This window comes from Paenibacillus sp. CH40, from assembly GCF_024213605.1.
GTDB classification, from domain to species: domain Bacteria; phylum Bacillota; class Bacilli; order Paenibacillales; family Paenibacillaceae; genus Paenibacillus; species Paenibacillus polymyxa_B.
This window is the reverse complement of the sequence record NZ_JANAVQ010000003.1, coordinates 36,018-56,736: the sequence shown is the minus strand read 5'-3', so window position 1 is coordinate 56,736 and position 20,719 is coordinate 36,018. Positions and strand designations below refer to the sequence as shown.

The 20,719-nt window shown below is 43.5% G+C and carries 15 protein-coding genes; 9 read left to right on the top strand and 6 right to left on the bottom strand.

Annotated features, from left to right (window positions below; all coding sequences use genetic code 11):
- Window positions 1-41: 41 nt before the first annotated feature.
- Window positions 42-1,181, bottom strand: a complete 1,140-nt coding sequence (locus NLX73_RS10305) for a DUF4179 domain-containing protein (protein ID WP_254326091.1) — start codon at window positions 1,179-1,181, stop codon at window positions 42-44.
- The gene (locus tag NLX73_RS10300) at window positions 1,153-1,728 is read right to left on the bottom strand and encodes an RNA polymerase sigma factor (RefSeq protein ID WP_254326090.1); all 576 of its coding nucleotides are present in this window, start codon (window positions 1,726-1,728) and stop codon (window positions 1,153-1,155) included. Before NLX73_RS10300 ends, NLX73_RS10305 begins: the two co-directional genes overlap by 29 nt.
- Before the next feature lie 295 nt (window positions 1,729-2,023).
- Here NLX73_RS10300 and NLX73_RS10295 point away from each other — a divergent pair, with 295 nt between their 5' ends.
- Window positions 2,024-3,421, top strand: coding sequence for a DNA-binding protein (locus NLX73_RS10295; RefSeq protein WP_254326089.1), 1,398 nt, complete (start codon window positions 2,024-2,026; stop codon window positions 3,419-3,421).
- Between the two features lie 98 nt (window positions 3,422-3,519).
- On the opposite strand, the gene NLX73_RS10290 is transcribed toward NLX73_RS10295, so the two are convergent.
- A complete protein-coding gene (locus NLX73_RS10290; protein WP_254326088.1) occupies window positions 3,520-3,891 on the bottom strand; it encodes a helix-turn-helix domain-containing protein in 372 nt (123 codons plus the stop codon).
- Between the two features lie 255 nt (window positions 3,892-4,146).
- On the opposite strand from NLX73_RS10290, the gene NLX73_RS10285 reads away from it, so the two are divergent.
- Complete coding sequence (locus NLX73_RS10285) at window positions 4,147-5,529, top strand: DNA-binding protein (protein WP_254326087.1); 1,383 nt, start codon at window positions 4,147-4,149, stop codon at window positions 5,527-5,529.
- A 232-nt stretch (window positions 5,530-5,761) separates the two neighbouring features.
- Window positions 5,762-5,989, top strand: coding sequence for an aspartyl-phosphate phosphatase Spo0E family protein (locus NLX73_RS10280; RefSeq protein WP_023990607.1), 228 nt, complete (start codon window positions 5,762-5,764; stop codon window positions 5,987-5,989).
- Between the two features lie 235 nt (window positions 5,990-6,224).
- Here the strand turns inward: NLX73_RS10280 and NLX73_RS10275 are convergent, their stop codons facing one another.
- Window positions 6,225-7,040: a flagellar motor protein MotB gene (locus NLX73_RS10275; RefSeq protein WP_013312222.1), complete on the bottom strand. Its 816-nt coding sequence runs from the start codon at window positions 7,038-7,040 to the stop codon at window positions 6,225-6,227.
- On the bottom strand, window positions 7,024-7,851 hold the full coding sequence (locus NLX73_RS10270) for a flagellar motor protein (RefSeq protein ID WP_028542113.1): 828 nt from the start codon (window positions 7,849-7,851) through the stop codon (window positions 7,024-7,026). The genes NLX73_RS10275 and NLX73_RS10270 overlap by 17 nt, the downstream gene beginning before the upstream one ends.
- A gap of 208 nt (window positions 7,852-8,059) precedes the next feature.
- Between NLX73_RS10270 and uvrB the strand changes: the two genes are divergently transcribed.
- The 3 genes from uvrB (at window position 8,060) to NLX73_RS10255 (ending at window position 14,703) form a co-directional block, all read left to right on the top strand.
- The gene (gene uvrB / locus NLX73_RS10265; protein ID WP_254326086.1) at window positions 8,060-10,051 is read left to right on the top strand and encodes an excinuclease ABC subunit UvrB; all 1,992 of its coding nucleotides are present in this window, start codon (window positions 8,060-8,062) and stop codon (window positions 10,049-10,051) included.
- A gap of 172 nt (window positions 10,052-10,223) precedes the next feature.
- The gene (uvrA, locus tag NLX73_RS10260; protein WP_254326085.1) at window positions 10,224-13,085 is read left to right on the top strand and encodes an excinuclease ABC subunit UvrA; all 2,862 of its coding nucleotides are present in this window, start codon (window positions 10,224-10,226) and stop codon (window positions 13,083-13,085) included.
- Window positions 13,086-13,491: 406 nt separating this feature from the next.
- Entirely contained in the window at window positions 13,492-14,703 is a 1,212-nt protein-coding gene (locus NLX73_RS10255; protein WP_254326084.1) for a hypothetical protein, read from the top strand.
- A 112-nt stretch (window positions 14,704-14,815) separates the two neighbouring features.
- Here NLX73_RS10255 and NLX73_RS10250 read toward each other — a convergent pair whose 3' ends face one another.
- Window positions 14,816-16,441 (bottom strand): nitrite/sulfite reductase, encoded by a 1,626-nt coding sequence (locus NLX73_RS10250; protein WP_165177609.1) that lies wholly within the window; start codon window positions 16,439-16,441, stop codon window positions 14,816-14,818.
- A gap of 359 nt (window positions 16,442-16,800) precedes the next feature.
- Here NLX73_RS10250 and NLX73_RS10245 point away from each other — a divergent pair, with 359 nt between their 5' ends.
- The 3 genes from NLX73_RS10245 to NLX73_RS10235 all read left to right on the top strand — a co-directional run bounded on the left by NLX73_RS10245 (window position 16,801) and on the right by NLX73_RS10235 (window position 20,642).
- Window positions 16,801-18,024, top strand: a complete 1,224-nt coding sequence (locus NLX73_RS10245; protein ID WP_254326083.1) for a S1C family serine protease — start codon at window positions 16,801-16,803, stop codon at window positions 18,022-18,024.
- A gap of 70 nt (window positions 18,025-18,094) precedes the next feature.
- Window positions 18,095-20,008 (top strand): stalk domain-containing protein, encoded by a 1,914-nt coding sequence (locus NLX73_RS10240; RefSeq protein ID WP_254326082.1) that lies wholly within the window; start codon window positions 18,095-18,097, stop codon window positions 20,006-20,008.
- A gap of 193 nt (window positions 20,009-20,201) precedes the next feature.
- Window positions 20,202-20,642 (top strand): GNAT family N-acetyltransferase, encoded by a 441-nt coding sequence (locus NLX73_RS10235; RefSeq protein WP_254326081.1) that lies wholly within the window; start codon window positions 20,202-20,204, stop codon window positions 20,640-20,642.
- The last annotated feature ends 77 nt before the right edge of the window (window positions 20,643-20,719 follow it).

The following is a 20,719-nucleotide window of genomic DNA, read 5'->3' as shown; positions in this document are numbered from 1 at the left end:
AAGGAGGTGAAGTACGCTTCACTTCCTTCACTTACTTATTTTTACGGATTAATTGGGTAAGTAATCTCCAGATCAGGGAAATACTCTATTTTCGGATTTCCATCTTTCCCTAGTTCAAATTTGCTCTTATCATCCTTGTTTAAGATATTTTTGTAGACCTTTATAGTAATTGCTTTGGGGGGAGAGATGAAAGGTTCAAATCTTGAATCATTTATCAGAACGTTTCCATCCGTAGCACTCCAACCATTGTTGCTAATAAAATTCAGTTGCTTTCCTTTATCATCGTAAAGTTCATAACTCAAAAAAGGAAGTGACGAAATTTTCGAATTAGTAGGTAGCTTTATGCGAGTAGTGATGCTGGTTGTAATAGGCGTGAACTCAACTTTTTCGAGAGTATAGTCAATGTTTTGGTACTTTCGTTTAAGAGATGGCGTAAAAGTCAGGTTATTTTTTGTGTTTTTTTCCACTGGAATTTCTATTTTGAAGGGCTGCTTGATACCAGAGACAGGCATGGAAATTGTTAAATCAAACTTATCTGGGAAAGATTTACCTCCTTGGTTGCGTAAATCTGAAAACTGTATAATTGTTGAGTTTTTATTTTTTCCAGGTATCATATATGGGTCAATAGAGTTAGTAGTGTTTGCAGGCGCATAAGAAGAGTTGATTTCTTTTCCATTAATAAAAAATATTAAGTCATCAAGTAATAAGGGTAATTCGGTGTTTAAAAATCTTTTATCAGTGGTTTGTCGTTCTAAGGCAATGGATACACGTGTTCCATCAAACATGACCTCCGGTACGCTGAGAGTCAGGCCATCGTGAGTGTCACTAAGATTTGGTTTGGATAGTAGCCCTTTTTCGTCCGCTGTTTGTAAACCAAGATCACCAGCAAGCTGGAATATAGAATCAATACCTGGAATTTGTTTTAAGGATGCAGCCATTGTTGGTGAAATAAAACCAGTACTAACGACAAGTGCAAACGCTACTACAAGTGCAGCGGAGGTTCCGAAAAAAGTATTGCGAACCCTTTTTGAACGAGAGTTAGAGCGCTCATAGCGTCTTGTTTTCATATTACTATAGCGTTCCATAGTTCTATCTATTAAATCCACTTGGAATGGGGTATTCCGAATGAGCTTTTGTAAGTGCTCAATTTCTTTATCTTCCGGGTTTAAATGAGTGCTCAATTTGTTTTCCTCCCTTTTCATTGTAGTTGATTAGCTTTTTACGGAGTCGCTCATATCTTTTTCGGATCGTGGATGATTTCAGACCCATAATTGTAGCAATCTCTTCGTAGTTGTAATCCTCAAGCGAACGTAATAATAAAATCTGACGATCTTTTAATGTTAACTGATCCAGTAACTCGTGAATTAAATTTGTATATTCGTGTATTGGCTGTTGCTTTAGATTCAGTTTGTACTGAATGAAGGACTTGAATGTTCTAGCGTTTCTTTTTAATAAGTCAGTACAGTGGTTTTGAGCGATTTTGTAAAGCCAAGCTGAAAAAGAGACGGTAGGTACAAAATGATGTATATGTTCTAGCCCTCTAATGAATATTTCTTGAGCAGCATCTTCTGCTTCTTCCCGATTTTTAAGTAAATAGTAGCAGTATAAAAAAATCTGTTGTTGATAACGCCGTATGACATGTGTGTATGCTTGTTTGTCGCCTGCTTGAACCTGCTCTATGACAAGATTGATATCTGTGTTTTGATTATTTGTATTTAGTTTTTCCATTAACGTCCCTCCCTTCTGCCTATATAACTGAAAAAGGTATGCTTTTGTGACATTCAAACAAAAAAACTTGAAGTTTGCTTTTATGCTTCTCTTTATGTACTTCATTCAACTTTTCAAATATCACGGAATTCATTAAAAAAAGACTTCCTTCTAAGGCATCATAAAATAAAATGACTATATAGACCATATATTTCACTATTTTCGTTATTTTGTAATAAACCGAAGTTCTTATGGTCGAAATCACATGTTAAGTATGACCTACGATATATCTGTAACTATATTGAGGGGGATTGAAATGGAACATACACCTACGATCCGCTCGACGATAGAGACCGAACTCAAGCTAAGGGGATATACTTTTAGCAGTTTTAGTAAAATATCTGGTATTAACCGTGGTACATTCAGCACCATGCTGAACAGTAACCCACCCAAGCCGATCTCCGTTCGGCAGATGGACTTGATTACTAAGGCATTAGGGTATCCCGAAGGCTGGTTGTATGAGTTGTACATAGATGAATGCTTTTACGAGGGGAAAGGGCACTGGAAACGGATTAAGCCTTTTTTAATGCGTTGTGTGGAGTTAGGAAGAAAGGACTGTATTCGAAGGGTATTGTCGAGGCTAACCGAGGACTTGTCCTATGTATCGACGGTATTTGAGTTTGCAGAAGAACTGCACGAAGCAGGCAAGGAAAAGGAAGCGATACCCTTTTACGAGTGTGTGGTAGAGAATGAGAGATATTACCACTCGGAGCGGCTGGCTGTCAGCCAATATAGGCTATTTTCTTGCTCTTTAAACAAAGATCTGGAGAATAATCGTCAACAAGCTATAAAATTTGCTCCATATCGCAGAAACTTGCCTGAAAATCATCAACTGGATGCTTTATTAAAGCTGGCAAATGTGTACTACCAAGTTGATGACTGTGAGACAACTATACAATATACAAGAGAACTTGAGGTAATTGCTACAAATATTTATCAGCAACAGATTCAGGCTAGATTAAGAAAACGTGAAGTTAAGCCTTTAAATACAGAAAGACATCTAATCGTCTATTATGGTCAAGCCTATTTAACGCAGGGGAATGCCTACGAGAAACAGGGGTTATACAAAAAAGCTATGGAGTTCATCCCCTACTATGCAAATTTAACTGATTTTGAAGGTCTAGATGAGGTTGGTATGTTAGAGGCACGGAAATTTGAAATGTGGGCGGAAGCAAACCGCTTGAATTTAGAAATTCTGATGGGAGATATGACTAATTTACCTGCCTATGTAGAACTTATTAGGAATAATCCTCAGGAAATATTACTTGGGTTACTAACCATATTAGAGTCTGCCAATACTTATAATTATATGATAGACGAAATTTTAATTCTTTTTGGAGAGAATATTAATGAGTTTAGAGACTTACGTACAAATATTTCTTATTACAAGACGAATTATAATCTAGCAAACTATTCCCGTTTTTTTCTTGAGCTTAGTCGCTACTATTTTAATAAAGCGAACTATTCTGAGGCAATAGACTGTATGCTGAATAGTTTAAAAGCAACTTCACAGTTAAACGATAAGGCTTACTATATCAAGTCTATCACGTTGTTGTTTGAGAAATATAAGGGTCATTCGACACATGAACAACGGACAGAATATGAAAAAGTGATTAAAGCAGTGGAGAACAATATCAAGGAAATGACTTCTTAGAATACAAAAGGGCTATATAATCTACTACTCTAAGTAAATTATATAGTCCTTTTGACATATTACGTGTATGACTACTCGTGAAAAAGTTAATTTTTTAGTTAGTTGCCTGAATCATCGAAGTTATTTTCAGAAAGCTCACGCTCTGAAGAGGTAAACAGTTCTTTTAAAATACGATAAGCTTTATTTTGCCCTGCTTCATTCTGCTGGGAAAGTATACGAATGCATTCCCAAATCCAGGGCTGGCTTTTGAGTTCTTCATATGGATTATAGTCAAAAAGTGCGAATACGTTTGTGTTCAGTGCCTCGGCTATTTTCTCCAGTGTTTTGATCTGCACATTGACCTCACCGCGCTCCAACTTGCCGATATAGGAACCTGTTGAATCGGATGCTTCTGCTAACTGTTCTTGTGTAATACCCCGCAATTTTCGAAATTGACGGATTTTTGTTCCTAATAGTTTCGTTGTTTCCATAGACATCCACACTCCTATAGTATGAGTGTAGACAAAGCTAGATTAAGCGTGGAGGTAATTGAATTGCCTTAATTATTCGACATTTAGTTCTTGTGAGAACTATTTTAATAACATCAAATTCCATAATATAATAAAACAGTGTAGAAAAGGGGTTGACCATCATCCAATTTATTCATATAATTTCTAGTATATTGTAATTGATTGTCGAGGAGGGTGATTTTTTAAAATCCTCTGAATACGCCGGGGGTGTTTTTATTGGAAAATGCAACCACGATCCGTTCGGAAATTGAGAAAGAATTAAAACTAGGTGGCTACACTTTTAATAGTTTTGGACAAGCTACGGGGCTTAACCGGGGCATATTTAGTGCTATGCTTAACGGAAATCCACCTAAACCTATATCTGTAAGACAAATGGACTTGATTACCAAAGCCTTTAATTATCCAGAGGGCTGGTTATATGATCTGTATGTGGATGAATGTTTTTATGATGGAAGACCACATTGGAAAAGGGTTAAGCCATTCCTGATTCGTTGTGTTGAAGTGGGAAACTTGCGATGTGTTGAGAAAGTGCTTTCACGCTTAATGGAAGATCTTAACCACATTCCAACAATCTTTGCTTTGGCAGAGGAGCTTTATGAAGAAGGGAAGTTAAAAGAGGCAATTCCTTTCTATGAATGTGTCATTGAAAATGAGAAATACCAACATTCAGAGAGGTTGGCAATTAGTCATTATAGAATTTTTTCAATCTCTGTTAGTGAAAGTATGGAAAGAAATTTGGAGGCCGCACTAAGATTTGTACCCTTTAGAAATCGGGTACCCTTAGAATATCATTTAGATGGTTTGCTTAAACTGTTAAATCTTTATCACAATTTGCATCAATGGAAAGAAGCGGAGCGTTATGCGGATGAATTAAGAGCGCTTACAACTATTGTATGTAAAAGTAGAGAAACTAATAAAAAGAGTTTTACATTGAAAACTGAAAGACATTTAGTTGTCTACTATGGTCAAGGTTATTTGATGAAGGGAATTGCATTGGAAAAACAAGAAAGATATGAGGAGGCCATGAAGTATATTTCTGGCTATGCTGATTTGAGTTGGTTTGAAGATTTAGGGGGAATTGGACAAAAAGAAGTACAAAAGTTCACCCTTTGGGCAAATGCTAATCAACTTAGCTTGAAAATTCTTATGGGCGATACAAGTAGTTTACCAATGTATATTCAATTTCTGAAAAATAACCCACCCGAGATTTTGTTGGGTTTATTAACGATAGTAGAGTCGGCTAACAAGCACGGTTTTTTAATTGAACATATTCTCCAACAGTTTTCTCATGAATTGGCCTCATTTAATAATGAATTATCTATGGAAGCCAGCTACTATAAACAGTCATTTAGTTATGACACTTATGCTGATTTGTGTTACCAACTGGCCATATATATGTTTAATAACCTTTCCCATGAAAAAGGCATCTATTATGTTTTAAAAAGCTTGAAGAAATGTCTGGAAATCAGCAGTAAAGAAAAGTTTATGATTTGTACAGCATTATTTGAAAGGTTTAGAAACAAAGCAACAAAAGACCAAAAATCAGAATATGAAGGTATCATGGAGGAGGTTTTAATCAATGCGAGTAAAAAACCTTAAATACATGCTGATTATGGGTTTTTTTAGCTTTTTAGCATTCTCTCATAACATTGTTGTTTTTGGACATGGTGCAGGAGGTTAATAGTTATCAAAAAACCAGCCTTACTGAGGCTGGTTTTTTGATTCGCCCCGTTAAAGGGATGAATTGGGTTTTATTATATTTTTAACCTGTAGGGAAGGTATCAGCTTGTAAACTAATGTAAATACCACACCGAACAGGAGGTTTATTGATGTGAAATGGAAACAATTGGAGGAATGCATCGAAGAAAAGCGGAAGGAACTAAATGATTTGGCGAATGAGGTGGGATTGAAGGATCGGCGGGTGTTAATCAAGTCCATGGAGTTGGATCGACTCCTTAATAAATACAGTGACTGGAAATATAGCTATCGCAGACAACAGAGCATACCCCAAAGTTCACAAATACAAGAGAAGCAACACGAGCTTGTCCTATCTTATTAATTATCAAGTATCATGACAAGATAAAACCTAACTTCACCAGGGCTTCTAATACATAGTGGGATATAGAATAAACAAAATAATCTCTATTGCATCTCGTACGCCGCTCTTATAAACGTTGTTCGTACGGTTTATTGTTCTGCGTCTACATCAGAGCGGAAGCCATGTATTAATGTAAATAGGCATCAAAAAAACCTCCCGATTCACGTTACTGCGTGACTCAGGAGGTTTTTGGGTTTTACTGTTGAAGCTGGCGCAGCACAGTGATTTCGACACGACGGTTTTTTTGTCGTCCAGCTTCGGTGCTATTGTCACCAACCGGCCGGGTATCTGCATAACCCGCATACTGAAATCCTGAGGGTGAAAGTTGCTCTCTGTCGAGAAAGAATCGGAGTACAGATAGTGCCCGTGCGCCGGAAAGCTCCCAGTTGTCCTTATACGTCGATGAGTTCGAGGAGCGTGTGAACGGGATGTTGTCCGTATGGCCCTCAATGCTAATCGGTGTTTTCAAATCTCGAAACAGACTGGCCAACTTAGATAGCGTGTTGGCAGAGCCTTGCTTGAGTGCTGCTCTACCTTGATCGAATAAAAAGCGGTCATTTAGCGTAATGACAATACCACGCGGCTGATCTGACACGAAAATCTGGTTTTCCAGTTTGTTGTCCGTAATATATTCTTGAATGACACCCATTAGATTTTGCAGCTCTTTTTCCTGCGTGCGGAATGCTTGTTCACGTTCGGTGAGCTTTGTCGATCCAGCTTCCTTTTTATCGGCTGCTGGTTGCTTGGTCGTGGGTGGATTCTTGCTGGTGTAACGATCGGCAGTACCTGTAATGCCCGAGCCTTGCTCCAAAATAGAATCTCCTTTGTGGAACGTATCCTGGAGGGATTGAACAACGACATCGTATTTTTTAGCATCCAGACTACTCATGGCATACATCACAACGAAAAATATGAGCAGCAGGGTGATCAGATCGGCATAGGTAATCATCCAGCGGTCACGATGGTCTCCGCCGCCTCCTTGACCCCCACGGCGCTTACCGCGCGCTCTCATGGAAGTCCTCCTTTGGAGAAGCGTCCTCTGTGCGTGAGCGACGAGGCGGTTTGTGATCTATATTTTGCTCTGAGCGGATAAAGAACTCCAACTTTTTGCGTACAAGCTTTGGATTCTCTCCGTTTTGGATAGCCAGAATACCTTGCAGCAGCAAATCCATAGTGATAATTTCACTCTCACTGGCAGCTCTTATTTTGGATGCGATGGGCAGGAAGATCAGATTGGCGCTAGCAACGCCGTATAGTGTTGCGATAAAAGCAACAGCAATGGACGGACCAAGCGCAGTAGGCTCGGTCAGGCTGCCCAGTACATGGATAAGGCCCATGACAGTACCGATAATCCCCATCGTAGGGGCATAACCGCCTGCGGATTCGAATATTTTGGCGTACCCTTCATGTTTGTGTTCAATGGCATCTAACTCAAGCTCTAAAATCTGTTTGATCTGCTCCTGCTCGGTGCCGTCGATGACCAACTGAAGACCTTCACGCAAAAATGCATTCGGATGCTCTGATGAAGTACGCTCTAGCGCAAGCACACCGGATCGGCGTGAGGTGGCAGCCATGGAAACCAAATCTTCTATATATTGCTTCGTAGGATTGTCCTCACGGCTAAATGCCATCCGTAGGGCGGTGGGGATCGTCTTCAGCTTGGAAGCTGGGTAGCTGATCACAACTGCGGCGAAAGTCCCCCCAAATACAATGAGAGCCGATGTACCTTGAAGCAGCCCTGTAAATTCGCCGCCTTCCCATAAGAAGCCACCGATTAATGCTATGATTCCGGCGATGATGCCCAATACGATGGTGATATCCAAAATTTAATTCACTCCTATTCAAGACTTATCGTTTGCATCCACGGTAAGAAAGAGGTATAATACGGGAACAAACATTCTTATCCAACCATATTTCCCAAGTATCATTGCTCGGGAAATATCGACATAGAGTTACAGGTAAAGACGTTAAAGCTCGACTGGTGTAAAATCATGATGTTTCCATTTTAGACGATAAGGGTGATGCAGGGCAATGAGTGATATCGTTGTTAGCGATAAGACTTTTGAAATTCAGTCGGAATTCCAACCTCAAGGCGATCAGCCTCAGGCCATTTTTGAATTGGTAGAGGGAATTGCAGAAGGAAAGAAGCATCAAACGCTATTGGGTGCTACGGGAACAGGTAAGACGTTTACCATCGCACAGACCATTGCCAAGTTGAATCGGCCTACGCTGGTTATTGCACATAATAAGACTTTGGCTGCTCAACTGGCGAGTGAGTTTAAAGAGTTTTTTCCGAATAACTCAGTCGATTATTTTGTCAGCTACTATGATTACTATCAACCGGAAGCATACATTCCGTCTTCCGATACGTATATTGAGAAGGATTCCAGCATCAATGAGGAGATTGATAAACTTCGCCACTCAGCGACAAGCTCTCTGTTTGAGCGTCGTGACGTTATTATTGTAGCGAGTGTCTCCTGCATTTATGGTTTGGGTTCACCGAAAGAATATTCAAGCCTGCTGCTTTCACTTAGAGTCGGCATGGAGAAACCCCGCAATCAGATTTTGTCCCGCTTGGTCGATATTCAATATCAGCGGAACGATATCAACTTCGTGCGGGGTACTTTCCGTGTACGGGGGGATGTTGTGGAGATATTCCCGGCTTCCCATGGGGAACACGCTATACGTGTAGAACTGTTCGGGGATGAAATTGAACGAATTACCGAGATTAATGTGCTTACGGGTGAATTGATCGGTGAACGTGATCATATTGCCATTTTCCCGGCATCTCACTTCGTTACTCATGAGGATACGATGAAGGTAGCATTGGTCAACATTGAACGTGAGCTTGAAGAGCGATTAGCGGAGTTGAAGGAGCAAGGGAAGCTCTTAGAGGCACAACGTTTGGAACAACGTACCCGCTATGATATCGAGATGATGAAAGAGGTTGGCTTTTGTTCCGGCGTCGAGAATTATTCAGGTCCACTTACATTCCGCGAGCGAGGAGCGACACCATATACGCTGATGGATTATTTCCCGGATGATATGCTGATCGTCATTGACGAGTCCCATGTTACATTGCCGCAGATTCGTGCCATGTATAACGGTGACCAAGCACGTAAGAATGTACTGGTAGAACATGGATTTCGTTTGCCATCTGCATTGGATAATCGCCCGTTGAAGTTTGAAGAGTTCGAGGACAAGGTAAGTCAGATCATCTATGTATCGGCTACTCCAGGACCTTATGAGATGGAGAAATGCGAAACGATGGTACAGCAGATTATTCGTCCTACCGGGCTTCTTGATCCGATTATTGAGGTGCGTCCGAGCAAGGGGCAGATTGATGATCTCATTAGTGAAATACGGCTTCGCGTAGAACGTGAAGAACGGGTGCTGGTGACTACACTTACGAAGAAGATGTCTGAAGATTTGACTGACTATTTAAAAGAAGTAGGCATCAAGGTTCGGTATATGCACTCCGAGATTAAGACGTTGGAGCGGATGGCTATTTTGCGGGATCTTCGTCTAGGGACCTTCGACGTGCTAATCGGGATCAACTTGTTGCGGGAAGGCCTCGATTTGCCGGAAGTATCGCTGGTCGCGATTTTGGATGCGGACAAAGAAGGCTTCCTGCGTTCTGAGCGCTCTCTGATTCAGACGATCGGACGGGCAGCACGGAACAGTGACGGTCGTGTTATTATGTACGGCGATAAGATTACCGATTCTATGGATAAAGCGATAAAGGAAACGGAACGTCGTCGTGCGATCCAAATTCAGTACAATGAAGAACATGGGATTACCCCGCAAACCATCCGTAAAAAGATTCGTGATGTTATTGAAGCAACCAAGGTGGCAGAGTCTAAGAATGATTACCTTCCTAATGAGACGGGTAAACTTTCCAAGAAGGAGCGTCAATCACTCATTCAGCGTCTGGAAGCAGAGATGAAAGACGCCGCCAAGAACCTACAGTTCGAACGGGCAGCCGAGCTGCGTGACGCTTTGCTGGAGTTACGAGCTGATTAAACATTGAGAATAAGCTAGAAGCAAAATATATGAAAATAAAATGTTTGATTGCTTTGCTTTTAAAAATAGTGAGGGCGGCCTATGTGGTCGTTCTCTTTGCGATATATCACTTCCATGGGATAATCCAATGCGATATAGCATGACGTGAACTACGGCTAAGGAGATGAAACATTTGGCGAATGAAAGCATCATCATCAAAGGCGCACGCGCGCATAATCTCAAAAATATTGACGTGACGATTCCACGGGACAAGTTCGTCGTCCTGACAGGGCTTAGCGGCTCAGGTAAATCGTCACTGGCTTTCGATACGATCTATGCGGAAGGGCAACGGCGGTATGTGGAATCTTTATCTGCGTATGCCCGTCAATTCCTCGGGCAAATGGAGAAACCAGACGTTGATTCGATTGACGGTCTGTCTCCTGCCATTTCCATTGACCAGAAAACAACAAGTCGGAATCCGCGTTCTACTGTCGGAACGGTTACCGAAATCTATGACTACCTACGGTTGTTGTTTGCTCGGGTGGGTCATCCTCATTGTCCTGAACATGGCATTGAAATCACTTCACAGACCGTTGAACAGATGGTAGACCGCATTTTGCAGTATCCTGAAAAGACAAGACTTCAGATTCTGGCTCCATTGGTATCCGGCCGCAAAGGTGAACATAAAACACTGTTCACGGATATAGCCAAGCAGGGTTTTGTACGGGTACGTGTGAATGGAGAACTACGTGAATTGTCTGAGAAGATTGAGCTGGAAAAGAACAAGAAGCACTCGATTGAAGTGGTCGTAGACCGCATCGTAGTTAAAGAAGATGTACGTGCGCGTCTGTCTGACTCTATTGAGACGGCACTGAATCTTTCAGGTGGGCAGTTGCTTGTAGACATTATGGGGCAAGAGGAGTTGCGTTTCAGCTCCAACTTTGCATGCCCTATTTGTGGATTCAGCATAGATGAACTGTCTCCAAGAATGTTTTCCTTTAATAGTCCGTTCGGCGCTTGTCCGGATTGTGATGGGTTAGGAGTTAAAATGGTAGTTGATCCTGATCTGCTCATTCCCGATCCTGAAAAAAATGTGGAAGATGGAGCGTTTCAGGCTTGGAGTGGTGGAACTTCCACTTATTATCCTCAATTTTTACAATCAGTATGCGAGCACTACGGTATTCCGCAGGACATTCCTGTTAGTCAATTGACGACAGAACAAATGAACCTCATTTTACATGGAACGGGTGAGCAGAAGATCCGTTTCCGCTATGAGAATGATTTTGGTCAACGTAAGGAAGCCTATGTGACCTTTGAGGGGATTATCCCCAATCTGGAGCGTCGTTATCGTGATACGGCTTCTGAAGGTATACGTGAATTTATTGAAGGCTTTATGAGTGCAAAGCCATGTAACACCTGTAAGGGACACCGACTAAAAAAAGAAAGTCTGTCGGTAACCATTCAAGAGCGTAACATAGCTTTTGTGACAGCTTTGTCTATCGGTGAAGCTTCAAACTTTTTCCATACACTGGAGCTGAGTGAGAAGGAGAAGTCGATTGCCAATCTCATTTTAAAAGAAATTAACAGCCGATTGGGATTCCTCGTTAACGTTGGTCTGGAATACCTGACTTTAAGCCGTGCGGCAGGCACGTTGTCAGGCGGTGAAGCACAGCGTATCCGATTGGCGACACAGATCGGGTCCAGTCTGATGGGTGTGCTTTATATTTTGGACGAGCCTAGTATCGGTCTGCATCAGCGAGATAATGACCGTCTGATAAGTGCTTTGGAGCATATGCGGAATCTCGGCAATACGTTGATTGTGGTGGAGCATGACGAAGATACGATGATGGCGGCGGACTATATCATTGATATTGGGCCAGGAGCTGGAATCCATGGTGGGATGATCATGTCGCAGGGAACTCCGCAGGAAGTTATGGAAGACCCGAATTCCTTAACCGGGCAGTATTTGAGCGGACGCAAGTTCATTCCGGTCAATACCGAGCGGCGCAAGCCTGCTGAAAAGTGGCTGGAGATTCGCGGAGCCAAGGAGAACAATCTCAAAAATGTGAATGTCAAAATTCCGTTGGGTGTTTTCTCAGCTGTTACTGGTGTATCCGGCTCTGGAAAATCGACACTGGTCAACGAAATTTTGTACAAAACGTTGGCGCGTGATCTGAACCGGGCGAGAGTACGTCCAGGACAGCATAAAGAAATTCGCGGGCTAGAACATATCGAAAAGGTTGTTGAGATCGATCAATCGCCAATTGGCCGTACACCGCGTTCCAATCCTGCAACGTATACTGGTGTATTTGATGATATCCGTGATTTATTCTCGCAGACGAACGAGGCCAAAGTACGAGGCTACAAGAAAGGCCGCTTTAGCTTTAACGTTAAGGGAGGCCGTTGTGAAGCTTGTAGAGGCGACGGTATCATCAAGATTGAGATGCATTTTCTGCCGGATGTGTATGTTCCATGCGAAGTGTGCAAAGGCAAGCGTTATAACCGGGAGACCCTGGAGGTTAAATACAAAGGCAAAAGTATTGCCGATGTGCTGGAGATGACGGTTGAGGATGCAACGGAGTTTTTTGAAAATATTCCGAAGATTCATCGTAAGATCCAGACGCTGATGGATGTAGGATTGGGGTATATCAAGCTGGGTCAACCTGCGACTACCTTGTCTGGCGGTGAAGCACAGCGCGTGAAGCTGGCCTCCGAATTGTATCGTCGTAGCACAGGAAAAACCATTTATATATTGGACGAGCCGACAACCGGTCTGCATGTTCACGATATTGATCGATTATTGACGGTGCTGCATCGTTTGGTTGATTCAGGAGAGACGGTGCTGGTTATTGAGCATAATCTGGATGTGATTAAAACAGCCGATTATCTGATTGATTTGGGACCGGAAGGCGGAAGCGGCGGTGGAACGATCTTGGCTACCGGGACACCGGAGCAACTCGTGAAAGTCGAAGAATCCTATACAGGTCGATACTTAAAGCCGATCCTTGAACGGGATACCCAGCGTAGTCAAGCGCTTCAGACAGTCGATCTATAGATACCATTTAACGTACGATTTAAAAACCCTGCACAGGCAGGAAGGCAGAATACGAATAGTGTATTGATGCCTTCGTCTTGCAGGGTTTTATTTTTTTTGTAAAAAAAGAAAACTTTTATCAAATTCCTGCGTTAAAGCATGTGACACATAGTTTACCAAGCGCTGGAATAATAAATCTATACGTATATTCATCGACAGAAAGTCTCTGAGTAGTCTTTAAATTTTAGAGTTTTTGATGTTTAGGCTCGGGCTTGAAGAGGTAAATATATAATTGATTACTTAGCATCATACGGAGTTCCTTGCCCGCGTGACAACCATTACAAGTTGAAGCGAAACCGTCTGTAGTTTTATCACATCTAAGGTTCATACAACATCTTTGAGGAAGTCATGAAGGGAGCTGGAACGCTTGAAGATTAAGCAAAGTAGAGTTTTACGTACACGTGTATATTCATGGGCAGCAGGAGCTGCTTTGGCGGCATGTTTGATGGGTTATAGTGCTGCACCGTCCTATGCCTCCGAGGTGTCTGAAGCGTTTGCGCCCAAACAAGCCGAAATCGAAACAAGTGCAGCAATTGGCAGTATTAAGGATTTAGAAAACGCTCATGATTACATTCAACCCGCAGCGAATGGTGGGTTTTTAATGCTGAACGTCGAGGACGATACAGAAGCAAGTGTAGTACACGTCACATATGGCAAGCTGGACAGTTCTGTGGAGGCTGTATGGAAACATCAGCAGGACCTGAACGTACAACCCGGGACAAGCAGCAGGGGAGTCCAGCGGGAGACGCCGGATAGGGGCTTGCTGTTTCTGATTGATTATACAAAACCGAACGGAATACGAGAGTTGCAGGCTTCCCGATTGGACGAGGATGGAAACACCTTGTGGTCCAAAACATTACCCACAGATGGCTTGATATCTCATGGGCAGGATTCTCACGTTGGTTTGGAGACACTGGAGGATGGCAGTTTCCTGGTCTCCTATCTAAACCTTGCGGAGCAGTCCTTCACTGTACTCAAATACACTGAAACTGGCGATCTACAATGGAATCGAACGACGGCCGGAGTGACCTCGGGTTGGCTGGTCGGCAGTCACAATGGATATTATGCGCTTTTGAACAGCTCAGATGGTCCCGTTGGGGTACAAGCAGATGTATATGGTCGCGATATTCGTGACATCCATCTGGACTTAGGATCAGGTAAAGAAATTGCCGCAGTACGTGAGTTGCCGAGCGGTCATATTGCTGTAACAGGGCTTAAAGGAAACAGCAAGCGTACACAGGTGCTTAGTAATGGTCTACAATTATTTAGTAATACAGAGGACTATACGGCCGACCGGGTGTATCTGCCTGAGGAGCAGTTGTATGTCCAGTTCAGTGATCAATATGATCCACTGGGTAAAACCACGAAGATGCATGGCATCACTATTACAGGCCTGAAAGGAAACGGTACGAAGGTGTGGGAAACGAGGACTCATTATAAGGAGGATAATTCCTTCGGCATCCGATACGATACGGGATTGATATACAAGATACCTTCAGGCTACGTGGTGGTGACATCTACAACAGGAGCTCATAAGCCAACAGTACTGGATTTTGCGAAAATATTGATACCGGAGTAATCCGGTGTCTTTTTTTGTGGAATTGAGGGAAACGATATTGCGAGGTTGTATGACGATCAGAAACAGCCTGCTTGTATATGTGATACAAGCAGGCTGTTAATAGACTCTATATTTAGGATGCAACGTGGCTGGATTGTAAAATGGCAGACAGCTTTTCCTGGAAAGTCGGAATACCTACACGCTGTACATATGCGTAAAAGCTTTCGCCAGCGCTCCTGTTTTCTTTGTAGAACAGAATGAGCTCTGCCAGTACAGGTCCAACCTGATCCCCGCGTACGCGACCTTTGAGCGCCTTGTTAAACTGGGCGCCTGCTCCAAGCGCTCCGCCGACAGCGATGTCGAACGCGTCGACCAAGCCCTCCGGTGTCTTAATAAGCGAGCCTTGCAGACCAATGTCCGCAATATGCTTTTGACCGCAGGAATTCGGGCAGCCGATAAAATGAATGCGCACTTTTTCATCCAATTGTACGTGCTGATCCAAATACTCGGCAACGTCAACCGCCCGTTTCTTGGTTTCCACTATCGCCAGATTGCAAAACTCATTTCCTGTGCACGATACCGTACGACTCATAAAATGCTTGGGCTGTGGTGTCAGGCGTTGCAGCACGGGGGCTTCCAGTAGTTCATCCACTTGCTCATCCGGCACGCCGCTCAGCAAAATATTTTGCGACATCGTGGTACGAATCTGACCATCGCCATAGCGGTCAGCCAGGTCGGCCAGTTCATGTAACTCGTCAGCACTAAGGCGACCGACAGGCACGTTCAGACCGACATAGTTCAGACCTTTTTGGGCTTGAGGATGCACACCGTCAAAATAGGCGGCTTGCCAGCCAATCGTTTTGTCCTCGCCTCGTCCGGGCATTTCACCGATGTACTCGGTGAGCTTAGCCAGAAATTTGTCTGGGCCCCAATCGGCAACGAGGAATTTCAAGCGGGCATGGTGCCGTTTTTCCCGATAGCCGTAATCACGGAAAATGGTGGTGACAGCAATAGCAACCTTCAGTACTTCCTCAGGACGAACAAACAAATCCAGAGACTGTGCCATATGTGGCTTGGCGGACAAACCTCCACCAACCATCACATGGAAGCCGATCACTTCTTTTCCGTCGAGGATCTTGGTGGCCGGAGTGAAGGACAGGTCGTTAATTTCAGCCTGTGCATTGTTGTACGTATTACCGGAGATAGACATTTTGTACTTACGTGGCAGATTGGAGAAGTCTCGATTTAATAAGAAAAAGCGGTTTACTTCATCTACAATCTCCTGGGTATCCACCAATTCATTGGGATCGATGCCAGCCAGCGGATTACCGACAATGGTACGCGGGCAGTCTCCACAGGCTTCAAAGGAATACAAATTGACTTTTTCCAGTCTTTCGAAAATATCGGGCAAGCTTTCGACCGTCAGCCAGTGAAATTGAATCGCCTGGCGAGTGGTGACATCCACAAGACCGCGTCCGTATAGCGCGGATATGTCTGCCAATGCATGTGCCTGTGCTGAAGTCATGATCCCTGTGTTGATGCGGACCCGCATCATGAAATGACCATCCTTGGGCTTTTGCTGGTATACCCCAGCCCATTTGAAACGGTCCATATCGTCCGCAGAGATCGAGTCATAGCCTTCGTTGGCATAGTTTTCGATAATGGTACGGATTACGTCGAGACCGTCCTTTTCCAGCTTGACTAACTCGAATTTGTTAAGCTTATCGGGATGAGCGTTCCAGATTGGTTCGTAGGCCATTCTTTTAACCTCCTGTGGGTGCTTATTTATACTTTAGTGTTTTGGATAGAGGACTCATGATTTTATTCTTTATTTCCGACAATAAAACTAAGATATAATGTGATGGTATCATAGTTGGTTATGCCCGTAAACGAAGGAATGACCTAAACGGTATAACGATTATTTATCGTTTTTGCTTATTTTTTTGATATAAGGATTTGGAAAATTTATAATATAAATAGCATGAGAGGACAGGGATGTAGCAAACGGCGCCTTTTAGAAAAAGATAGGGCTTAAAGCGATTGTATACGTGTCCCCTCTATGGTAGATTTGGACTAACTGATAGAACAGGGTCATGTAAGAGAGGAAATGGTGAGTATATGCGTAAGATGGGGAAAAGGGCAGTTGTTCTGGCTTTGGGCAGCGCTCTATGTGTTTCTGGAACGGCAGGTGCAGCCAGCAGTGGAACTGCGTTAAAGGCCAAAGTCATTAATGGTGGAGTCTATGTTAACGTAAGCGATATGAATAAAGCATTAGGAACCAGCGGCGCATATAACAGCGCAAATGGTACATATACGTTATCGGCCGATCGTGTGCCGCAGGTGGTTAAAAATGTATCTCCTTCTGTGGTCGGTATCATAGGCCGTTCAGCCACGGGAGAGACCGTAGCAGGAGGAGATCGATACAACCTGGCTCACGGCACGGGTGTCATCATTCGTACCGATGGATGGATTGTGACGAATGCGCATGTTATCGAAGGATTAGGTGATGCCGTGGTCGTAACCTCGGACGGAAAATCTTACGGAATCACCGACAGCTACAGCGATCCGATCAGTGACTTGGCATTAGTCAAAATCAAGGCAAGCGGTCTCAAACCCGCTACCTTGGCAGCTTCAACGAACAGTCTACAGGTAGGTGAGCAGGTAGTGGCTATTGGTACGCCTATATCCTTTTCACTTCGCAATTCGGCAACCTCAGGTGTTGTTAGCGGGCTGAACCGTGGTGTCAACGCTGCTTATCGTTTGATCCAAAGTGATACCGCGATCAATCCTGGTAACAGCGGCGGTCCGTTGGTCAATCTCAAGGGTGAGGTCATTGGGATCAATACGATGAAATTCTCGGCGGTCGGCATTGAAAATATGGGCTTTTCAATTCCGTCGGATACGGTGAAATATGTCATCGGCCAATTTTTCAAATACGGAGAGGTTCGGCGCGCCAGTCTTGGTCTGAGTCTGGAAGAGAGCTGGTCAGCTATCGTTGGATTACCTACCGAGGACCCTCTGAAAGTTACGAAAATTACCTCAGCCAATGCCATTCAGGCCAAAATCAAGGAAGGCGATGAGCTGTATAGCATTAACGGTAAGCGTGTGGCTTCGGCCATTGATGTCAATGAGCTGCTTAAAAACTATCAACCAGGTCAAACGGTGAGTGTACTAATGCAGTCGGACGGTGATATTGTGAAGCGCAAGCTAGTACTGACACAGGATAATGGTGAAATCTATGAGTCCATTCAGTCTGGAGAAGATGGTGAAGATTCGAACGGTTCGGAGGCCGCTGAAGATGGCGGCGTAGCGCTTCCTAAGGAAACATCGGAGCCAGCTTAAGGGGCAACTACTGGAAAGTGAACAATAACGGCTCTTGAATCTATAAAATAAAGCTAAAGGGAGATTTACTGTGAAGCATATTCAAAGAAAAATGATGCGTAAGCTGGGGGTCGGCGCTGTCGCATTGTCCCTTCTGCTTTCCGCTTTGCCAGCAGTTGCAGCAGATCAAGATAAAACCATGCTGGAATTGCGGTTGCAAAGCGGCAGCAATACAGCCATCGTGAACGGCCATAATGCCAATATTACGAAGCCATATTCAAAAAGTGGTGCACTGATGGTTCCAGCTGGTATTTTTAAAAAGGCATTTAACAGCAAAATTCGATTGGCTGAAGATAATGTGGTTAAAATCACTAGCGGAACTCATGTTGTATCGCTGACCATTGGTAGCCGTACTGCTTGGGTGAGAGGTCACAAGGTGACACTTCCAGCTCCACCGGAAATGTCATCAGGTATTCTCATGGTGCCTCTGCGTCAAGTAGCAGAAGGGCTTGGCGGTAAGTTGGAGAAGAACAGCGCCGGAATCATTATTCGGATGGAAGCACAAGAAGAGGCGGGCACGGTAGCTGAAGAGACACCGAACATTGATAATGATGAGGGCAAGACGCAGATCGGGAACAGTTACTATGGCTGGTCTATGAACTATCCAACAGGTCTCGTCATCGGTCAGGGAGGTGGAGATGAGAGTATCTCCACTTTTATGGATGAGAACAGTGCCTACTATATGGAGGTGCACACAGCGTCACAGCCGGTTCCACTGAATGCGGACGATCTGTTGCAACAATTAGTGCAGGCAGCCAAGGAAACGGGAGAAACTGTGATCGATCGAAAATCCTTCCCGAAAGCGAAGGTACCTTATGCTCGTGTCATTACGAAGGATGGGGACGGCGTATTGTGGGAAAATCGTCAGTACTATGACAACGGACGATTGTATGTAGTTTATTTTTCCGATGCTAAAGCAACGAATTATAAAGATCTGGCCCAGTATGCGGGACTGTTAAATTCCTTCAAAACCTCCTTTAATGCGCAGGATAAAAGTATTAAAGACTTGTCCACTGTCGTAGGAGGCACACGCGAGGCTGGAAATCCAGACTACGGTGTGTCACTCAGCATACCCGCAGGCTGGAAAATGGACGATCAACGGATGCAATATGAAAGTAATGATGGATCGAGCTTCCGCATGAAAATAACCTCGGCTCCAGCGGATGGAAAGTTGGAGAACTGGGGCCAGCAATTGCAAAAATGGCTGAGCGATTCATTTGTGTCTACGGCTTATGAGGCACAGAAGACGTATCCGCTGGAGGTTGCAGGCGTTCAAGGGTTAGTACAGGAGTACCGCTATAATTTTGGTGATGGATGGGTCAAAGAGTACAATGTGCTGATTCAGCAAAATGGATACCGCTATTTGGCTGAATACGCAGTGCCTGAAAAAGTAAGCAAAGGAAATGATCAGTTCAACGCGCTCATCTCCTCGCTTCAAATCGATTTTCAAACCGTAGCAAGTAACTTTGGACAGTTGGAAGAAGACGACTATTTGACGGACAAAACGAAAACGGTCAAAAAGACGTCAAAAGCCTATGAATATACGGTGAATATCCCACGATATTGGACCGCGATTAGCGATCAATTTGAATTGGGCGATGTAGAGTACCAGTTTACCGGAGGTCGTTTTTCCATCAAAATCGACAACGACCAATCATTTGAACTAACGGTATCCCAGCTTAAGGATTTCTATGATAAGCAAGCAAAGAACTACAAAAACCTCAAAGTTGAGGAAGTTAAGGACGTAACGTTTGCTGGTGTTCCTGCAGTGTCCTTTACATTCCATCGTATAGAGGAAGGCATTGGCTACACAGGCCACCAATTGGTTTTGGAACGTGACGGAAAAACGTATACTGTGACAACAACATTAAATGATGCGAACAACACGGCTGTACAGTCTAACGCACTGGATTCGACGTTAAATTCGTTTAATTTTGTGAAGTAGAAGGTGTAGGTAAAAGATTGGCGAGGTTGTGGGGGAAGCGCTACGCGTGCCATTTGATCCTACGATCGCTGACGCTTCTTCGGATTCAAATGGCCCGCTTCACTGGCGCCCGCCAAATACCACCAATCTTATAATGAGTGAAGTAAGCACTAGGGAAGTCTATACGGATTTCCCCGTATAGGAGGAATCCAAAATGATTACGCTAAAAGCAGTCGACAAACATAATTGGGAAGCATGTGCCGAACTTGAACCGACACCTGAGCAAAAAAGATTTATGGTATCTAACCTTTTTTCGATTGCGGAGTGTCAGTTTTTAGATGGATTTTTATCTAAAGCAATTTATAATGATGACGAATTAATTGGTTTTACAATGTATGGTTTAGACCCGGATGACGGAAATTACTGGGTTTACCGATTTATGATTGACGAAAGATTTCAAGGTCAAGGTTATGGCTACAATGCGATGTTGCTGGTTATCGACGAAATAAGGAAAGCCAGTGATAGGACGGATGTTATCATGATTGGGTATAAACCAGACAATGAACTAGCTAGAAAGCTATATAGTAAATCAGGCTTCAGGGAGAAGGGGATATCACCCTGGGGAGAAATGCTTGCGAAGTATAGTTTTGCCTAGTTAATGATAGGATGACTCACCTCCAAAGCACCGCTTGACGGGATTGGAGGTGTTTTTAGTATTATTTTTTAAAGGAA